This window comes from Afipia sp. GW823-FHT06G09 (assembly GCF_058794875.1).
Genome location: NZ_JBXAHF010000007.1, coordinates 117,756 through 133,433, shown reverse-complemented (window position 1 = coordinate 133,433; position 15,678 = coordinate 117,756). Strand labels below are relative to the sequence as shown.

Sequence of the window (15,678 nt, the reverse complement as noted above, 5' to 3'; positions counted from 1 at the left end):
ACAGTGATGGTCGATGCAGCCTTGATCCAGCAATGCGCCGATCCCGGGCTCAAGCCTGCGATCGTCGAGAAGTTCATCGCCACGGCGGGGTCGGCCGATCGTTTTGCTATGACGGTACGCGCCGGAGGGCGCGTGGTGCTCGTACCGCCGCCGAAATCGCCGGACGAAGCGCTCGAGCTCGTGCGCCGCTATGTCGGCCAGGCCGTCGTGCGCGTCGGCATCACGCAATATCCGGCCGGCGTCGGCGTGACGGACGCCTCGCAGCTCACAGCCGACCTGGTCGATCCTTGCAAGAACATCCGCATGGGCACGGCGCTGTTCGCGAAGGTCTATCGCATCGTCGTGAAATGGTATGGCGTCGAAAACGACAACGCATTCGAGGACGCCATCATCGCGTGGCGGACCGGGACGTTCGAGGACGTTGCCGTGTTCTCGGCGCCCGATCCCGGTTCGACGGCGGCGGCGCCGCGGCGGGCTGACGACGGCGCTCCGCGCGGACCGACTGCAAAGCCTGCTACCGAGCAGCCGGCGCCGGAGATCGATCCGAACCGCGCGGGAATTCGCATCGACCTGTCGGGAATCGGTGGTGCGAAGTTGAATAATAAGCAAAGAAGCAAAGTGGATGACTGAGACGCCGCCTAGAGCGGGGGCTTAAGGTCGTCGCAAGGCAGCGCCGAAGGGTTCGCCACGAATCTATCTTGCGCCGTCAATGTGACGGCGACCAATTTAGCCCCATCATCTCTTGCCTGAAGAATTTCGCGCACCGACGCAAAATGCAACCCCGCAGAGCGTTGCGCCAGCGCTGCACCCGTTGGGCAAATTCTACTGCTGAAAAGTCGGCGTGCGTGCGCGCCTCAGCTAGCGTCACTCGCCTTGCCCGCTTATAACCCCTCCAGACAGTACGCGCTGTCTGGGGCATAGAAACCCCGCACTCAACGGTTGGTGCCGACCGCTACGGCACCGGGATCCTCTGGCCAACGGCCGGGGGCCTGCGACGTATGTCCAGGTGCCTCGGCACTAAAGGTCACAGGGACCGTTTGAGTGCGGTTTTCTAACCCCCGGCTTGGGCTTACGGGATTGACGTCAGCGGGGGCGCACCGCGGACCTACCGACTGAAGGTTATGGTGACGACAGAGGACGACGGCGGCCAGCACAACAACGTCGACGTGGCGACGACAATGGCGAATCTAATCGCGCCACTATCATCAACCCAAATTGAGAGCCTGACAATCGACGCGATTCTTGAGCATCGTGAGTCGCTTGCGAAAGCCGAAGCAGCTTTCGATTCTTGGAAGAGCGCACAAGCTGCTAACTTAGAGACGGTAGCCGAACTTTATAGTGACTATACGAGGCTGATGCTTGCAGCGCGAGCACGACAGATGGTGCTTGCAACCCTGATTGAACGGCTCGGTTTCATTCCGAGTGTGCCGTCCACTTAAGCGCAGGCTCGGTTGGCAGTTAGATCAGACCCTGTTCGACGGCGAGTCGGACAGCGTGTGTAGTATTGGTTGCGTTGAGCCTGTCGCGCGCGCCTTTGACATAGAAGCGCACCGCACGCTCGGAGATGCCGAGCAACTCGGCAATCTCGTCCATGGTCTTTCCCATGGACGCCCAAGACAGGCAAAGCGACTGACGAGGTGTCAGCACGACCATCGTGCTATGTGGCGCACGGACAAGCCGATTGAGGTGAACATGCACAAACGCCACCGCCGTGATCGCATGAATCGAGTTGCGGACCTCGGCGTCAGCGCTCGGCCTGTCGGTTGCAAGCGTCAACAACGCCGTCCGGCCGAAGCCGCCGCGCACCGGGATCGAAACGCCGCTACGGATGCCAAAGTCGGCGGCTTCGCCAAAGAAGCGCACCGTTTCCGGCACGTTGCCTGCGTTTTCTTCGCGTGACCAAACGAATGGCTGCATCGTCCGTTTGGCGATGGTGACGACCGGATCGATGGCGGCGTAGTTGTTGTCAAGATACGTGTGCTGCCAATCGGCGGGATAGTTGGAGAGAGCGCGGGCGTCGCCCGCACGGACATTGAGGTAGGCAAAGCGATCAAATCCGACCGCGGCCGTGAAGTTGCGGAGCGCTTGATTGATGGCTCGCTCGTCTTGTGCGAGACCACTCGCTTCCATGAGGTCGTTGAATGCCCCATCAAGAGTCTGGACGCGCTTCATTCCTCTGCGATCTCCCTCTCTTGTTAGTTGATCTGACGTCGCTCTCCTGCGTCGCTGATAGCCCTGACCGATCCTCGGCCTTTCTTATTCAGCCGCCTTTTCGAGGCTCAGCTGATATCCATGTTATTCATGTCAAGCCGAACCTCGAGCACAGCGCACCGCGAATAAAGGGCTCCTCAAGCATTTCCCCAGCGAGCGAGTTTACTATCAGCGCTTTACCGCCGGTTCCGGCCAAAAACCTGCGATCAACGTCATCGGCACGATTTCCCCGTTCCAAAATCATTCCGATCACCTCATGCCGGGGCTCGCCTGTCCGACATCATCAGCGCTCTCACCATGAGAAGTCGGCAAAGAATCTTTCCGAAAGAGTACATAAAGCGCTGGTAGAACAAGAAGCGTCAGTATTGTCGAGGAGATGATTCCACCGATAACGACCGTTGCAAGGGGACGCTGAACTTCAGCTCCCGCCCCCGTTGCGATCGCCATCGGCACGAATCCGAGAGATGCGACAAGCGCCGTCATGAGCACTGGGCGCAGCCGCGTCACGGCACCTTCGCGCACCGCGTCTAGGACAGGCTTGCCCTCCTCGCGCAAACGTTCGATGAAGGCGATAATGACGAGTCCATTGAGCACCGCAACACCGGACAGTGCGATGAAACCAACACCGGCGCTGATCGAGAGGGGAATGCCCCGCAGTAGTAGGGCTGCTATCCCGCCGGTCAGGGCTAAAGGCACTCCGCTGAAGACCAGCAGGGCATCGGCGACCGAACCGAGACTCATCAACAACAGCAGGAAGACCAACAGCAAGGCGACCGGAACAACGATGGTCAGTCGCTGGGTGGCGGAAACCAGTTGCTCAAACTGTCCCCCCCACGTTATCCAATATCCGGGGGGCAGCTTGACCTTCTCATTGACCAGACGTTGCGCTTCCTCGACGAACGATCCCAAATCCCTTTCGCGAACGTTGGCGGTCACAACAATCCGACGCTTACCATTTTCGCGACTGATCTGATTGGGGCCCGGGGCAGCTTCGACTTTCGCGACGGATGACAAGGGAATATATCGCATTCGCGCGAGTGGTGAGGCGGTCCACGAGGTCCTCGTCGCTGTCTGCGTATCATCGAGCGGCGGCAGAGGTATAGGAAGTGTTCGAATCGTATTGATGTCTCCGCGCATTTGTTCTGGCAGGCGGACAACGATGTCGAACCTTCGGTCTCCCTCGTACACCTTCCCGACTGCCTTGCCGCCGACAGCGATCTCAACCAGGCTTTGGACATCATTCGCGCTGAGACCGTACCGAGACAGCGCTTCGTAATCCAGTGTTACAGTCAACACGGGAAGGCCCGAAACTTGCTCGGTCTTGAGATCCGCAATCCCTCTCATCGGCTCGATCGCCGACTGAACATCCCGTGCGAGCTTTAAAAGGGTATCGAGATCATCCCCGAATATCTTTATGCCGATGTCGCTGCGTACACCCGAAAGCAACTCATTGAAGCGAAGCTGAATTGGCTGCAAAATTTCGTATTGGCTGCCGGCAATCTCCTCAGCGGCCTTCTGGATCTCTTCGACCACGGTCGCCTTGGATTTTTTTGGATCAGGCCATTCCTCACGCGGTTTCAACATGACATAGCCATCCGAGATGGACGGTGGCATCGGATCGGTCGCAACTTCAGCAGTGCCAGTACGTGCGAAAAAGTCTTTCACTTCTGCAACCTGCTTGATCCGGTCTTCAAGAGTCTTTTGCATCTCGATCGATTGCGTAAGACTCGTGCCGGGAATCCGGATGGCTGCGAGCGCCACGTCGCCTTCATCCAAGCTTGGAATGAACTCTCCGCCCATCCGCGTTGTGGCGAACGCACTGACCGCAATGATAGCGACGGCTCCAACCGCGACACTCTTGCGAAAGCGAATGGACAGCGTAAGGAGAGGAACGTAAACGCGCTTCGCCCCCCGCATAAGAATATTCTCTTTTTCCGACACTTTTCCCGTGACGAGCAACGCCACCGCCGCCGGAACGAACGTCATGGAGAAAATGGCCGCACCGAGCAGCGCCATCAGCACGGTGAGCGCCATGGGGGTGAACATCTTTCCCTCCACACCGGTAAGCGTGAGGACCGGAAGATAAACCACTGCGATGATCATGGTGCCGAACAAGCTTGGCTTTATGACCTCGCGCGATGCGCTGAGGATCGTCTCAAAGCGCTCGCCCGCCGTCAGCAATCGCCCATGTCTGTGTTGCTCCTCCGCAAGAACGCGCAGGCAGTTCTCGACGATGATCACAGCGCCATCAATAATAATACCGAAGTCAATTGCGCCAAGACTCATCAGGTTGGCGCTGACTTTGTTCTCTACCATCCCTGTGATGGTGAACAACATCGCCAGCGGAATAACGCAGGCCGTGACGATCGCAGCTTTGATATTTCCCAATAGGAGAAACAATATGATGATGACAAGCAGCGCACCCTCCATCAGGTTGCGCTGAACGGTTTCGATCGTTGCATCAACAAGCCGCGTGCGGTCGTAGACGGTTTTGGTAACCACCCCTTCCGGTAAGGACTTGCCTATCTCGCTGAGCTTCTTCGAAACGCTCTGCGCAACGGTTCGGCTGTTCTCCCCGATTAATAGCATTGTGGTACCGACGACCGTCTCTTTGCCATTGATGGTGGCGGCACCGGTTCGTAGGTCTGTTCCTTCTCGGACCTCGGCGACGTCGCGCACGCGTATCGGATTGCCACTACGAGCTCCGATGATGATGTTGCGAATCTGACCGAGGTTTGCCACCTGAGCAGGCGTTCGAACGAGGTATTGTTCGCCATTGCGTTCGATATAGCCGGCGCCAACGTTGTTGTTGTTGTTGGCGAGCGCCGTCATGATGTCTCGGAAGCTGAGCTTGTAGGCCATCAGTCGGGCAGGATCTGGAAGCACGTGAAACTGCTTTTCAAATCCGCCGATTGTATTGACCTCGACAACACCCGGCGTCAGCCGAAGTTGCGGCTTGATGATCCAATCCTGGATCGTTCTCAAATCACTCGGGCTGTATTGCTCGCCATCCGTACGTTTTGCTCCCGGCCGAGCCTCCACCGTGTACATATAAATCTCGCCAAGACCGGTCGAAATCGGTCCCATCGCCATTTCAACGCCCGCGGGAAGTTGGTCCTTAACCTGTTGGATGCGTTCATTGACCAATTGCCTGGCGAAGTAGATGTCGGTGCCGTCCTTGAAGATGACCGTGACTTGGCTCAGTCCATACCGCGACAGCGAACGGGTATAGTCGAGCTTGGGTAGACCACCCATCGCTGTTTCGATCGGATAGGTGATGCGCTGCTCTGTTTCCAGTGGCGAATAACCGGGCGCCTGAGTATTGATCTGAACTTGGACGTTCGTGATGTCAGGCACGGCATCGATGGGTAGTTTGGTGAAATTCCAGCCGCCAAACGCCGCGACCCCAATCACCGCGATCAGGACCAGCCATCGTTGCTTGATGGAGAAGCTGAGGATTGCATCGATCATTCCGGTGCTCCTCCTTGCTTTCCATCTGTCCGGATGCGCAAGAAATTCTTGACGACCTGCGTAAAGATGATGCCGTCGCCCTTGCTGCCAGTCCATGCAGCTCGCGCAATCCGGCGGCAAATCTCGCCGGAAATCGCCTCTCGGCAGACAATCTGCATTTGCAGGTGCTCCTGATAGGAGAAGTTGTATTCGGTCGCATGGAATTGACCGCCGGCACCGCGTCCGCGGCCCTGTCCTCGAATGCGATCGATCGTGAACCCGGGAAATTCCGGCAGATCATGCAGGGCTTTCACGACATGACCTTCCATGTTCGGCTTGATGAAAGCGGTGATGAGCACATTCGGTTCTTCATTCATGTTCAGCCTCGGATTTGCCAATCTCTGCCTTCACCACAAAGCTGTTGTCGGCGGCATAGACTTCTCCGACGGACAGCCCCTTGGTGATCTCAACATAGTCTCTGTCTTGCTCTCCCACCTCGACCGGGCGAGCCTCCAACTTGTTGCCCTCTCGAACGAAAACAACGGTCTTGTTTTCCATTGTCTGCAGGGCATTGGCTTTGATGGCAGCCGACACTCGCCGGCTGCTGAGAATGACGCTTCCACGAACGAAGAGTCCTGGCCGCAAACGTCCATCGGGATTGGCAACGACAGCACGAGCGATCGCACTTTGAGTATCGCTGCTTCCTACGGGGGATACATAGGAAATACGTGAACTGACCGGAGCGCCTCCGTCGCCGAGGTCGATAGTCAGTTCGTCTCCTACGCGCACCCGATTGAGATCCTGTACGTAAACGGACAGGTCAACCCATACCGCAGACAAATCCGCCAATATGAACGCAGGCTTCTGTTCTGATGCGTATTCGCCAAGCGAAACCTGTCGATCGATGACTGTTCCGTCGATCGGCGCTTTGAGCTCGTAGGACGTCAGACTCTGATTGCTTTCGATTGTCGCCATCAGGTCGTCCTTTCGCGCTTGATCGCCGATTCGTTTTTGAAGCTTGCGAACGACGCCAGGAAACCGGGGCGTCACCTGCACCAGCGTCTCCTGATTGGCGCGAATGACGCCGTTAAGCAGCAGCGTATTGCTCAACGTCGCAGGCTGCACTTTCAAGAGCACAATTTTTGCGGCGGCGACCCGTTCATCGCTCATGATGACTCTATCAGCGGCATGTTCGTCCTTTTCGACTTGTGTGTCGTTTGCTTCTCCCTTCTTTTCCGCTTGGCTGGCCGGAGGCCGCGGACCGTCTGTCGCCATCATGCGATAGCCGACGGCGGTCACCGCGATGAGTCCGGCAACTACCGCGAAAATGCCGAGTTTCCTCATGGTGCGCTCCCCCGTGAGAGTGAGAATGGGTTGCCAACCAATCCCTCGATGGTTGCGATCGCGACGTGGAAGTTCTGCAATGCTTCCTGCTCTCGCAACTTCGCCTGCGTGAAGCTCGCCTGTGCATCAAGCACCTCCAGAAGCGAAAAGCGGCCTTGGCCATATCCGTCCAAAATTACGTCTGATGCTTGACGCGACTTTGGAATTGCGATCGAGCGCAAAATTGACAGCTCGCGCAGCGAGCCCTGAAGGGAGTCGTAAGCGCGCCCGGCAATGGTGATCAGCGTGTTGCGGTTGGCTTCCCGCTCGGCTCGCGCCTTCGCGAGGTTCTCTTGTGCGGAAAGAATATTGCCTTGGTTCTGGTCGAAGAGCGGGATCGGCACGGAAAGGGTAAGGCGGACGGCGTTATCGTTCGTATCGTTATAGTGGCGCCATCCGGCGGCTACTCGCACATCCGGATAGGGTTTCAGCCGAGCTATGAGGAGTTCCGCATTGCGCTGCGCGTAAACGGCCGTCCACCGGACCAACTGCGGATTGGCGTCGATGGCTTTGACGACTGTCTGGAAACTGGGCGGCCGCCCCGTCGCCTCCAGCCGGCCCGATACAGCCCTGAATTTCGGGAAGGTATCGCCCATCAGCACAGCCAACTCGCGCCGCGCACTGTCGAGCAATGCGGCAGCCCGCTCGCGCTCGACCTTCACAAGGGCTGCCGCGACTTCGGCGCGCCCAGTCTCGGCCGGCGATGAGGCCCCTGCATCAAGCCGACGTTGCAAAAGGGGGGTCAGCCGATTGAGTGCTACCACCTGTTCGTCGAGGATCGCGATCCGATGCTGCAGTCCAAGGATGGTTAGGAAAGCGATGGCAGTCTCTGAGAGCACCTCCAGCCGGACAGCCTGTCTTTGGATCGCAGCATTCTCGACGCCCGCCCGGCCCGCAGCAATCCGTGCTGCGCGCTTACCGAACAGCTCGAAAAGCTGACTGATCTGCAAGGTGCTCTCGGCGGATTTCGTCCCACGGTAAGGCCCTGATCCAAAAGAATTGTCCTGCTCGTATGACACTTCAGGATTAATCAGCACGCCCGCTTGGATGCGCTGGCCAGTTGCTATGCCAACATCGCGTTCAGCGGCCGTCAGACGAGGACTTGCCAAAAGCGCTCGGGAAAGCGCGGTCCGCAACGTGAGCGGTTGCGAATGCGACAGACTCACCAGCGCGGGGCTCGCGAGCAACGCAATCGCGCATGCAAGGCGCATGCCGATCTTCAAGAACATGAGAACCTACCTGACGAATGACGGAATTTGGGCGCAAGTGCGCCGGCCGGTCAATTCAGGATAGAGATTTTGGCGGCGGTAGGTCGACGCCCCGGAACAGCCCCGACGTAAGGATTGTCCAATACGGCCAATTCGCTGGCATCGGCCGGGTGAACATGGAGGCTGCTAAAAGGGGATTCGGGATCGATGCAGAGAAGCAGCCATGACAATGCCGACTGACGATAACGGTCTTGCCGGACTGCCCGGAGTCCTCGTCAAAAGAACCCACTGTCACGAAGCCAGAGCCAGGCGAATTGACCACATCGTCATCATAAAACGTATGCAGGGGACCTGACAAAAGGTAAGCTGCGATCAAGAATACGACAACAAACGCACGTCGAATGCGCGGGCAGCACGTCTCGAAAATTGCGCCTCGATTTCGCAAAATAAGCACTTCATCAGTTTCAAAGTCACCATTACACGACAGAGTATCGGACGTCGATCAGGAACATTGTAACATCTGCCACCTACTTTGGCATGCCGTCATGAGCTATAGCGGTTCCGCTCGATGCCAAGGAACATCGCGCAGTGTCGAGGAGCATTCTCCAAGCGCGAATTGTGGCGCACAGATCACGGACCGCTGCCATTGATGATGCGGCCTTGAGTTGGGCAACTTCTGGAGTTCCACAAGGACGCGCAGGGACTGAAAACTTCGTCTGGACATACCGATCCTGCTGCCTGGTGTGCCGGACGCCGATGACGCCTGCATCGCGCGGCTCAAGTCGGAGGTTGGTGGTCGCCGATCGTCTACGTGCGCTGCCGGGCGTACTGGTAGCGGAAGCGAGCGCGGGCATGCTTGTGCGCGTCGAGTTCGACCATACCCACGCGAGAGGATGATAGCGCCGTGCTGCGTCGGCGCGCCACGTCTTCCTGCATGACGGCGCCGTCACATACCACCGGCAAGGATGCTTCCGACAGGATGCGAATGACGCTCCCTTCGGCCAATCGCCAACGCTGTCGCCAGCCGCTATGCGCCCCGCGACCAGAAAAGTCCGCGGGCCCGAGCCCTGCATATCCGAGAGCCGGAATTCCCAGTGGTGTTGATCGTGATTCATTGCCTCTGATTTGGGAGGCAATGGGCCCTCTGATTGTTCTGGCTTTCGGATCCGGAATGGGCTCGGGTCGAGCTGTTGTTGCCGACAGACGTCCTTGGGATGAAGCATGTTGATGCGACAGGTGTTGAGCGGAATCGTACACGCCTTGCGCTGTGGCGCGCGCTGAGCGGATTGCGCGGATGTCTCCGGGCCGAAGAAGACGCTCTACAACCGCGTCGTCCGGTTGGCGAAGTGAGGCTGGCCGCGTTCGCTGGAGACGGCACGCAGGGGGACTCCGGCAATCGCTCTTGCATAGAACCGCACTGCGCAGCGGCGACGACGGGCCTCCAACTCCGCCACGCTGCTTTTCGCCATGAACCCCTTCTTGAATCTGAGAGAGTGTTGTTTTCCGAGAAAGGCGGCAGCACCACGCATGTAGCTTCTCTAATTTTTGTATCGGCCGCGACGGCCCAGTCCTGTCGGGCAAATCCGAACACCGGGCTGATACTCAAGATCTGAGCAGATGCGTGATACGAAATCGACTACCGAAAGGTACGAGCTATTGGCGCCGATCGGCTAAGCAGACTTGACGCAGATCAATGCATCTAACGTCCAGGATAGCAAAAAAATTATCGTCTGTTGATTCAGTCAGAGAGGAATGTCACGTGATCATGAACGTCGCACCGGCAAGGCTGCGGTATCGACGATGAAATAAAGGCTATCGTCGGCTCGGGCTTTTGCAGCTACGCTTGGAAGCCATGACCAATCTGAGCGGCTACGGGCGTAGACTGGAGCCGACACTGAAGGAGTGCTGAATATGACTAATTATCGTGACATAGTCGTTGATGCTAGTCCGCGGGCCGACCTGCATCGAACGTTAGAATTTGCCCGCGACATGACTAAGATGTTTAGCGCCAAGTTGTCAGCAGCATCTTATGCTTGGCCGCGAACCTCGATCGGAGATGTTTTGGTTCATAATACATTCCGAGATCAAGAGCAGACCATACTGATGGAACGTGCGCTTAAAGCGAGCCGAAGCGTGTTTGATGAGGTGTTTGCAAAGAATGAGGAAACGGGCTGGCAATCCGGGATAGGCGAGCCGACCCTTGCGATGCAAGCGCGCCTCTTGACCGCAGACCTGCTGATCACCGATTCGGCTGAGGAAGAAGCTTGTGTATTGGCGAACCCGGCTTACGTCGCCCTTGGCTCCGGGGCTCCGGTTCTTCGCTTGGGACGAGCGCCGCGAAACCCTGGCTTCTCAAACGTTGTGGTGGCGTGGAAAGACTCACCACACGCCTGCCGCGCTGTCCATGACGCCCTACCCATACTTAAGCGCGCGGACAGTGTCGCAGTCATCGGAGTTGGTGATGAGCTTGCAGCAGAACGGCTCGAGGCGGTTACGGCGCATCTGCAACTGCATGCGGTCAAGGCGCGTCCTTGGCATATATCGGACACGACGGGGGACGTGTGTTTGAGTCTGCTTAAGGAAGCGCAGCACGAAGGCGCACAACTCATCGTTACAGGCGCCTATAGCCGTGGCCCATTGACTGAGCGCGTTCTTGGCGGGGTGACCGCAAGTATGCTCAAGAATGCAGAGATATCCTGGTTTATGTCCCATTGAGGTCTATTAGGGCGGCGGCAGCACCACGCATGTAGCTTATCTAATTCTTGTATCCGGCCCATGCTTCCACGGATGCGTAACGGTTGCAGAGATCAGACTATGGCGCCACCCGGGAGAGCCTACGTCTTAAAGCAAGAGCGGCGGTAATCAACACACGTGCTCCGCACGTGCGTGCGGCGGCAATGTCAGGCCGCCGTAGAGATGGTCGCTCACAGTGTGGATTGACAATGAATTCGTCAGCGATTGGGCCAGCGGGCACGCATCTTTCCCTGAGACGCTCGCTTACGCTTTTAACGTTGCTCTTCTATGGACTCGCGGTTATCGTCGGGGCTGGAATCTATGTCGCAATTGCGTCGGTTATCGACCGGGCTGGCGATGCGACGCCACTCTCTTTTTTGCTTGCAGGAATAGTTGCCGGACTAACCGGCCTTTGCTACGCGGAACTCGCAAGCCGGTTCCCCGAGGCGTCGGGCGCGGCAGCCTACGTCATGCACGGCTTCGGCTCCAACCGACTGGCGCAGTTGACGGCGCTGGCGTTGACGGTCGCGATTGCAATTGCAGCGGCCTCAATCGCAAGCGGCTCCGTTTCCTATCTTTCCAAGCTCATCGGGTTGTCTCCCACGGCGTTGACCACGCTGCTGGTGGTAGGCTTCACGATGCTCGCGATGCTCGGTGTGCGGGAAAGCGCCAGCCTGTCCGCTGCGATCGGCGTGCTCGAAATTCTGGGCATCGCCGTAGCCACGTGGGTGGGATTTCTGACCGCGCCCGACTTGAATGTCGAAGGTATGCTGCCATCCAGCGTTGCCGGATGGCAGGGTGTCGTCGGGGGCTCTTTCATCGCGTTCTTTGCCTTCATCGGATTCGAAAGCCTGGTCAACATGGCCGAAGAGGCCAAAGAACCGCGCCGCACGATTCCATATGCGATCGTCGGTGCGATTGTCGTCAGTACGCTGCTCTATATCGCTGTGTCTGCAGCACTTGTCCTCGCAGATCGCGGTGGTGAAAGTCCATTGATCGGCCTGTTCCAGGGATCGCACGCATCGCTTTTTGCAGCGGTTGGGTCGCTCGCCATAGCCAACGGCGTCCTGGTCGAGATTATGATGCTGGCCCGCCTATTCTATGGTATGGCGCGTCGGCGCCAGCTTCCTGCGTTTCTTGAGCAGGTCAATCCGCGAACCCGCACGCCGATCGTGGCCACCGCGCTGGCCGGCGCCATCGTGCTGGCTGCATCTGTGTTGATCCCGTTCAAACAGCTAGTCGGCTTTGCCAACACGCTGACGCTTGGCATTTTCGTGCTCGTCGATCTGGCGCTTTGGCGCATTCAGAACACTCGACCTACTGGCGAACGCGCTTTTGCCGTTGCTCGCTGGGTTCCGCCAGTCGCGGCAGCTTCGGCTGTAGCCCTGATCTTCGCAAACCTTTTTGCATAAAGAGAAGCGGACAGGTCGATAACGAGGGAGCTCAAAATACCAAAATGGAGGCTGCCATTTTTGGTTCAGCCGTTGCATGATCTCAGCAAGCACCGCGTCTTCGCCGCAGTGCAGATGCGTCGTGCCCGATCCATCGATGACAATGCCCACGTGCGGATCTGCTGCGGTGATCGACGTATATCGCAGGTCCCAAAGCGCAAGGCGATTGAGCGCGTCCGCTTCGGGTTCTGCATTGTGGATGATCAACTCCTTACCAGCGCCGCCACCGGCGCGGCGGTATCGGTCGCCAACACTGCACGGCATTGGCCATTGCGGTCGACCACGATGAGCGATCACTCACGCGGTGGCGCCTATGTGCGACCGGCCGTCCGGCGCGAGTCTGGTACGAAGCCGGCGCTCGATCCGAATCATTTCGCGACGACCGACCTTGCGTAGCGGACGACGTGGAGAATCTCGCCCTTGCCGGCGTCACAACGATCTGCCGAAAGCACCCTTTGGGACAAGGTCGTCATCGCGCACGGCCTGCGCCGAGGTTTGAACGTCGCGGTGAACGGCGGCAAGAGGGTCAGCGCGTGTCATTGGTAATCCTAGCAAGTCTTCCCGGCTTTCATTCTGGACTGCAAGCGTCGAGGGATCATTACTGATGCGACGCGCGTTCCGTAATTCGCCTGGAGAAGCGGGAATACCGCAATGGATAAAAGAGAGTGACAGTCTGCCGGCCGAGATCGAGCGCCCGGAGAACTCGGTCGCAAACGAGTGTCAAAACCGCTATACGATTGACGGGCGATGTGCCAATCGCGAACGGCGAATCTTGTCCGATTTGCCGGTGCTGAGTTTAGGACGAACTACTGCGGCATCTTGTCAACCGGATCTTTCGACGCCGGTGGGTTTTGACATGACCTCGGCGCAGCAAGATCGCCACTCATCCCAGGCCGCCTTCGTGTCGGCAAAGGCCGCCGTGCGTTTTTGTACAAAATCATCAAAGAGGCCCGAAACCGTCTCGCTCTTTAGCGTTGGTATTGTGCCGGGTGTCAGGCCCTTAAATTGATCGGCAAACGCGCTCGTGAACCGGCCGCCCATCCGGACGTGCTCTTCCCAATTAGAGTAGCCTATATCAGCAAGCTTCCGCACCAACTGTGTGTTGGCATGCGAAATGCCGATCATCTGCTCCAACGGATAAGTCATTGGCAGCCTCCTCTTCTGAGACACATGTCAAACCAGCGTCTATTACTCTGTTAATCCAAAATGGACCAGTCGACATTGAGCGAGATCAAGCCAACCCGCTTATCGTGCTCTAATCTTGTTGTGTTGTCCTCGAAAGCGGCAGGCTAACCGCATTCGGAAGGTGCACGAACCAGAATGATTCGTAGGACAGATTCTAGATGGTATTATGACAAATCGTCTTTTGTCTCTGCGCTAATGCCAAGGTCGAGGCACGCTGCTCTCGGTTGCCGCTGCCCCCGATTTGCGTCGATCTCTATATTCTCTGGCTCAGCTTGTAGAATTGTAAGGAAGAACACGAATGCCGGAGATCAACCCACAGACGCGGCCCGATCCGTTGGACGGATTGTCAGAGATGCTGGATCGGGCGGCGGCAGCGGTCCTCGCGCAAACGACCTTCGGGCTTTCTCCCGCGACATTGGCGCAGGCTTTCTCCGACTGGGGCCTGCATCTCGCCGCTTCGCCGGGCAAGCAGTTGCAGCTCGGCGCGAAAGCAATGCGCAAATGCCTCCGTTTGGCCGACTACGCCGCGCGGAGCGCGACGAAGAAGGACGCCGAGCGTGCGATCGAGCCGCTGCCGCAAGACCGCCGCTTTGCCGACGCGGCCTGGACCGCACCGCCGTTCAATCTCATCTCGCAAGCCTTCTTGCTGAACCAGCAATTCTGGCACGCGGCGACGACCGGTGTCGCGGGCGTTACCAAACATCATGAGGACATGGTGGCGTTCACCGTGCGGCAATGGCTGGACATGGCGGCGCCCACAAACTTTCTCGCCACCAATCCGGTCCTCCAGCGGCGCATCCTGGAGACAGGCGGGCAATGCTTGATCGACGGGATGCGTAACTTCATGGAGGACATGGGGCGGCTGGTCCGCGATCAGCCGCCGATTGGAACGGAAGCATTTCGGGTCGGAGAAACCGTCGCAACGGCCAAGGGCAAAGTCGTCTACCGCAACCGTCTGATGGAACTGATCCAGTATGGGCCGACGACCGATACGGTCCGGCCTGAGCCGGTGCTGATCGTCCCGGCCTGGATCATGAAATACTACATCCTCGACCTTTCGCCCGCGAACTCGCTGGTCAACTGGCTAACCGCACAGGGTTTCACGGTCTTCATGATCTCGTGGCGCAATCCGGGCAGCGCCGACCGCGACCTCGACATGGAGGACTATCGCCGGCTCGGGCCGATGGCCGCGCTCGACGCCATCGGCGCGATCACCGGTACCGCGTCCATCCATTCGGTGGGCTATTGCCTGGGTGGGACGCTGCTATCGATCGCCGCCGCGGCGATGGCGCGCGATGGTGACGATCGGCTCGCCAGCGTGACCCTGCTCGCCGCCCAGACCGAATTCTGTGAACCCGGCGAGTTGGGCCTGTTCATCGATCAGGGACAATTGAACCTCCTGGAAAGCATGATGTGGAGCCGGGGCTATCTGGACAGCAACCAGATGGGCGGCGCGTTCCAGATCCTGCGCTCCAACGATCTCGTCTGGTCGCGCGTGCTCACCACCTATCTGATGGGCGAGCGGGAGCCGATGACCGACCTGATGGCCTGGAACGCCGACGGCACGCGGATGCCCTATGCGATGCACAGCCAGTATCTGCGGCAACTGTTCCTCGAGGACGATCTGGCTGAGAACCGCTACAAGGTCGACGGGCGCGTGATAAGCCTCTCCGCGATGCGCAAGCCGATGTTCGTCGTGGGCACGGAACGCGATCACGTCGCGCCCTGGCGATCGGTCCACAAGATCCATCGCCTGACCTGTGGCGAAATCGAGTTCGTGTTGACCAGCGGCGGCCACAACGCCGGCATCGTGTCGGAGCCGGGCCGGCCGCGGCGTTCCTACCGCCTGCTTCGCCGCGAAGCGGACGGGCCGGCGCTCGATCCCGATGAATGGCTCGTCAGGGCGCAACGCTTCGAAGGAAGCTGGTGGCCGGCCTGGGGCGACTGGCTCAAGCGTCATTCCGGCGCCGCCGTAGCGCCGCCGCCGATGGGCGCGCCCGACAAGAACCATCCGATCATCGCCGACGCGCCCGGCCTCTATGTGCTGGAGCGTTGAG

General features: G+C 58.5%; 12 protein-coding genes. 6 read left to right on the top strand and 6 right to left on the bottom strand.

Annotated features, from left to right (window positions below; genetic code table 11):
- Positions 1-6: 6 nt before the first annotated feature.
- Together AC1Q67_RS24850 and AC1Q67_RS24845 are read left to right on the top strand one after the other, a co-directional pair.
- Complete coding sequence (locus AC1Q67_RS24850) at positions 7-630, top strand: TraH family protein (RefSeq protein WP_057196269.1); 624 nt, start codon at positions 7-9, stop codon at positions 628-630.
- A 491-nt stretch (positions 631-1,121) separates the two neighbouring features.
- Complete coding sequence (locus tag AC1Q67_RS24845; protein WP_057196270.1) at positions 1,122-1,439, top strand: transcriptional repressor TraM; 318 nt, start codon at positions 1,122-1,124, stop codon at positions 1,437-1,439.
- A gap of 19 nt (positions 1,440-1,458) precedes the next feature.
- Here the strand turns inward: AC1Q67_RS24845 and AC1Q67_RS24840 are convergent, their stop codons facing one another.
- The 5 genes from AC1Q67_RS24840 to ihpA all read right to left on the bottom strand — a co-directional run bounded on the left by AC1Q67_RS24840 (position 1,459) and on the right by ihpA (position 8,273).
- Positions 1,459-2,172: an autoinducer binding domain-containing protein gene (locus tag AC1Q67_RS24840; protein ID WP_057196271.1), complete on the bottom strand. Its 714-nt coding sequence runs from the start codon at positions 2,170-2,172 to the stop codon at positions 1,459-1,461.
- Positions 2,173-2,460: 288 nt separating this feature from the next.
- A complete protein-coding gene (locus AC1Q67_RS24835; protein WP_492237845.1) occupies positions 2,461-5,682 on the bottom strand; it encodes an efflux RND transporter permease subunit in 3,222 nt (1,073 codons plus the stop codon).
- Positions 5,679-6,038 carry a P-II family nitrogen regulator gene (locus AC1Q67_RS24830; RefSeq protein ID WP_492237843.1) on the bottom strand — a complete coding sequence of 120 codons (360 nt, stop codon included), beginning with the start codon at positions 6,036-6,038 and terminating at the stop codon, positions 5,679-5,681. The genes AC1Q67_RS24835 and AC1Q67_RS24830 overlap by 4 nt, the downstream gene beginning before the upstream one ends.
- Positions 6,031-7,005, bottom strand: a complete 975-nt coding sequence (gene ihpB, locus AC1Q67_RS24825) for a divalent metal ion exporter adaptor subunit IhpB (protein WP_062313668.1) — start codon at positions 7,003-7,005, stop codon at positions 6,031-6,033. The genes AC1Q67_RS24830 and ihpB overlap by 8 nt, the downstream gene beginning before the upstream one ends.
- Entirely contained in the window at positions 7,002-8,273 is a 1,272-nt protein-coding gene (gene ihpA, locus AC1Q67_RS24820) for a divalent metal ion exporter subunit IhpA (RefSeq protein WP_057196275.1), read from the bottom strand. The genes ihpB and ihpA overlap by 4 nt, the downstream gene beginning before the upstream one ends.
- Positions 8,274-10,163: 1,890 nt before the next feature.
- Here ihpA and AC1Q67_RS24815 point away from each other — a divergent pair.
- The 3 genes from AC1Q67_RS24815 to AC1Q67_RS24805 all read left to right on the top strand — a co-directional run bounded on the left by AC1Q67_RS24815 (position 10,164) and on the right by AC1Q67_RS24805 (position 12,832).
- Positions 10,164-10,967 (top strand): universal stress protein, encoded by an 804-nt coding sequence (locus AC1Q67_RS24815; RefSeq protein ID WP_492237841.1) that lies wholly within the window; start codon positions 10,164-10,166, stop codon positions 10,965-10,967.
- 182 nt (positions 10,968-11,149) lie between these two features.
- On the top strand, positions 11,150-12,397 hold the full coding sequence (locus AC1Q67_RS24810) for an APC family permease (protein ID WP_492238176.1): 1,248 nt from the start codon (positions 11,150-11,152) through the stop codon (positions 12,395-12,397).
- A 60-nt stretch (positions 12,398-12,457) separates the two neighbouring features.
- Complete coding sequence (locus AC1Q67_RS24805) at positions 12,458-12,832, top strand: hypothetical protein (RefSeq protein ID WP_062313662.1); 375 nt, start codon at positions 12,458-12,460, stop codon at positions 12,830-12,832.
- A gap of 426 nt (positions 12,833-13,258) precedes the next feature.
- Here AC1Q67_RS24805 and AC1Q67_RS24800 read toward each other — a convergent pair whose 3' ends face one another.
- Positions 13,259-13,582, bottom strand: coding sequence for a hypothetical protein (locus tag AC1Q67_RS24800; RefSeq protein WP_057196280.1), 324 nt, complete (start codon positions 13,580-13,582; stop codon positions 13,259-13,261).
- Between the two features lie 337 nt (positions 13,583-13,919).
- On the opposite strand from AC1Q67_RS24800, the gene AC1Q67_RS24795 reads away from it, so the two are divergent.
- Entirely contained in the window at positions 13,920-15,677 is a 1,758-nt protein-coding gene (locus tag AC1Q67_RS24795) for a PHA/PHB synthase family protein (protein ID WP_492237839.1), read from the top strand.
- The last annotated feature ends 1 nt before the right edge of the window (position 15,678 follow it).